This is a genomic window from Kribbella turkmenica (genome assembly GCF_004348725.1).
GTDB classification, from domain to species: Bacteria; Actinomycetota; Actinomycetes; order Propionibacteriales; family Kribbellaceae; genus Kribbella; species Kribbella turkmenica.
The window spans coordinates 1-2162 of sequence record NZ_SMKR01000317.1; the positions used below are offsets into that span (position 1 = coordinate 1).

3 protein-coding genes are annotated in these 2162 nt (G+C 69.5%); all 3 read right to left on the minus strand.

The features are described 5' to 3' along the window. Positions 1–107 precede the first annotated feature (107 nt). Complete coding sequence (locus E1218_RS37680) at positions 108–260, minus strand: hypothetical protein (RefSeq protein ID WP_233712698.1); 153 nt, start codon at positions 258–260, stop codon at positions 108–110. Further along, positions 257–1114 (minus strand): 1-aminocyclopropane-1-carboxylate deaminase, encoded by an 858-nt coding sequence (locus tag E1218_RS35530; protein WP_233712699.1) that lies wholly within the window; start codon positions 1112–1114, stop codon positions 257–259. The genes E1218_RS37680 and E1218_RS35530 overlap by 4 nt, the downstream gene beginning before the upstream one ends. A 142-nt stretch (positions 1115–1256) precedes the next feature. Next, the gene (locus tag E1218_RS35535) at positions 1257–2066 is read right to left on the minus strand and encodes an aminoglycoside phosphotransferase family protein (protein WP_132327415.1); all 810 of its coding nucleotides are present in this window, start codon (positions 2064–2066) and stop codon (positions 1257–1259) included. Between the last annotated feature and the right edge of the window lie 96 nt (positions 2067–2162).

Consider the following 2162-nt stretch of genomic DNA (forward strand, 5'->3'; position numbering starts at 1 on the left):
GTACTCCGGTCTGCGCCAGCTGATCCTCGGCGGCCTGGCCGCCGCGCTGACCTACTTCGTCGGCACGCTGGTCGGCCCGAGCATCTGAAGTCCTGAGTGGGAAGACACTAGGCGCGGAACAGCCCGCTGTACGCGTTCAGCGCCGGCTGCCCACCGAGATGGGCGTACAGCACGGTGGAGTCCTTGGCGATCTCGCCGTTCCGGATCAGGTCGATCAGCCCGGCCATCGACTTCCCCTCGTAGACGGGGTCGATGATCATCCCTCGAGTTCCCCGGTCAGCCGGATCGCGTCCAGCGTCGACTGCACCGGGATCCCGTACAGCTCGCCCGCCCAGCCCTCGAGTACGGCGATCTCGTCGTCCCGCAGCTCCCGGCCGAGCCCGATCAGCTCCGCGGTGGCGCGGGCGATCCGCTCGACCTGGTCACGGGTCTGGGCCAGCTTCGCGCTGGCGTCGATGCCGATCACCCGCCGCGGGCGGTCCTGCCCGGCGAACCCGGCGATCATCCCGGCCTGGGTCGACCCGGTCACCGCGCAGACCACGATGGTGTCGAAGAAGACGCCGAGCTCCCGCTCCTGCTGCTCGACCTCGTAGGCCCACTGCGCGAACCCGAGGCCGCCGAGCCGGTGGTCCGACGCACCGGCCGGGATCGCGTACGGCGTACCTCCGCGCCCCTCGACGTCCGCCAGCGCCTGCTTCCAGCTGTCCTTGAACCCGATCCCGAAACCGGCCGGGTCGAGCCGGACCTCGGCACCCATCCGGCTGAGCTGGATGTTGCCGACCCGGTCGTTCAGCGCGTCCGGCCAGTCGACCCAGTTCTCCTGCACGAGCACGGCCTTGAGCCCGGCCTTCGCGGCGACCGCGGCGACCTGCCGGGTGTGGTTGGACTGGTAGCCGCCGATCGACACCAGGGTGTCCGCTCCCTGCGCCAGCGCGTCCGGCAGCAGGTACTCCAGCTTGCGCGTCTCGTTGCCGCCGTACGCGAGGCCGGAGTTGCAGTCCTCGCGTTTCGCCCAGATCTTCGCGCCGCCGAGGTGGGCGCTCAGCCGGTCGAGCGGATGCACGGGGCTCGGCCCGAACAGCAGCGGGTAGCGCGGAAAGTCAGTCAGCGACATCAGTTCCTCCGAAGCTCGGTCAGCTACGTCAATCCCGTCGCCACGATCTTCCCGCCCCTCGCCGCCGACTCGCAGGCTCCGTCCATCCACGATGCACGATCTCTCGACGACCCTTACCAAGCCAACTACTGCCCCGCCCGAGCTACCCAGCTCGGGCGGCCCCAGCTTCTTCCAGAACCCCCGAGAGCCTCGCCAACCGCTCGACGTGGTCCCCGGGGTCGGGCTGGGTCAGTGCCCAGGCCGCCCGGGACACGCCGGTGTACGCCGCCACCAGCACCGCCCCGCGACGTACGGCGTCCACATCACCACCGTGTGCCTCGAGCAAATCGTCGAGCGGCGTGTCCACAGCCAGCAGCAGGTAGCCGAGATCGAACCCAGCCGGCCCGAGACCGAACTGCTCCCAGTCGATGGCCAGTACGTCGTCGCCGTCCCGGCCGAGCAGATTGACCGGATGTGCGTCACCGTGGGTCGGGACGCGAGGCAAGCCGTCCAATTCCGCCAGAGCGGCCTCACGCCGTTCCCACAGAGCTTCGTACTGCGGGAGCGCCGACCAGCCACCGCGACGCTCCACGGTCCTCAGACGCTCCCGCAGTACGTCGCGAGCACTCCAGGCAGGCTCTTCCACCTTCGCCTCGGCAAACCGCCCCAGAGCCGCAGCCAGGGCCAGTGGAGTCCACGCAGCCGGCGCCACCCGAGCCATGCGCATGGTGATGCCGGCAGAATCCTCCTCGACGCACAGACTCGTAGGTGAATGGAGGCCCGGCGTCGCGGCGACCACGCCGGACGAAGCAACCAGTGCCTGACGACGCCAGTAGGCGTGATGTCTCGGATCTTCCACACCTGGTGACAGCCGCTTGACCACCGCACCGTCGGGCGTGAACCAGACGCCGCCGGTGACCTGTCCGGTGCCTGCGGTGAGCCGGTGCCAGTCGGGGGAGGGGTGCCAGGTCATGGGGAGGAGTCAACCCGCTCCCGCGGTCTCAATGGGTGGATTTTCGGGTGAGTGGGTGGTTGGGGGCGTGGGTTGTTGGGAAGATGGGAGGGCGGG

What these genes read in the sequence shown, in the direction of transcription:
- E1218_RS35535 (WP_132327415.1), bottom strand. Translation starts at nt 2,066, where the DNA reads ATGACCTGGCACCCCTCCCCCGACTGGCACCGGCTCACCGCAGGCACC.
- E1218_RS37680 (WP_233712698.1), bottom strand. Translation starts at nt 260, where the DNA reads ATGATCATCGACCCCGTCTACGAGGGGAAGTCGATGGCCGGGCTGATC.
- E1218_RS35530 (WP_233712699.1), bottom strand. Translation starts at nt 1,114, where the DNA reads ATGTCGCTGACTGACTTTCCGCGCTACCCGCTGCTGTTCGGGCCGAGC.